At 47.0% G+C, this 726-nt stretch carries 1 protein-coding gene; it reads right to left on the reverse strand.

Features of this window, described 5'->3' with window-relative positions:
* Window positions 1-81: 81 nt before the first annotated feature.
* A partial coding sequence (locus R7040_RS26305; RefSeq protein WP_318097554.1) for an efflux RND transporter periplasmic adaptor subunit occupies window positions 82-726 on the reverse strand: 645 nt, incomplete at its 5' end.

Genomic DNA, 726 nt, shown 5'->3' on the forward strand with positions numbered 1-726 from the left:
AACAGGTTGGCAGCCACAGGATTATTGGCAAAATAGGCAATGATGCCCTTTTGATTCGTATCTTCCATGACAAACTCCTACTTACTGTACGACGGTTTCGGAGTCGTCATTCTTTTTTGCAATTTGAACCGCCATGCCTTTTTGCGGGTATTCAGGAAGAGTCAGAACCAATTGGTCACTTTGTTCCAAACCTTCACCTACCAACATGAATTCTCCCTCCGCTCTTAACACTGTGACAGTGCGAGGCTGAAGTTGATTTTCATCGTTGACGACCCAAACCGTGCGGTTTTTCACTAGTTCTTGTGGAAGACGATAAATATGCTTGAGCTCTTTGCCCGTAAAGCTGACTTCGACGTAAGAACCAAATTTGATTGGCGGTTGCTGGTTATCGATGCCATAAGGGTCTTCAACCTGAATCACCATATTGATCATGCGTGTGGCGCTATCAATCATTCCCAAATCGCGAACGACTTTACCTTCACGGGTGGTCGAGAGAATGCCTTGCTGAGTTACGGTTGCTGTCAGCTCTTTGATTGACTCCGGCAAAAACGCACTATCAAAACCAGCAATTGGAACATGCACTTCCGCCACTTCGATGTTATTCAAAGTGGCGACACGAGATCCCGACGTCACAAACTGACCCACACCGACATCACGTTCGACCACTAAGGCATCGTATGGCGCAACCACTCGGCAGTTTTCCAAGTCGCGATTTGCACGTTTGAG

The sequence above is a fragment of the Vibrio sp. 1069 genome, assembly GCF_033340555.1.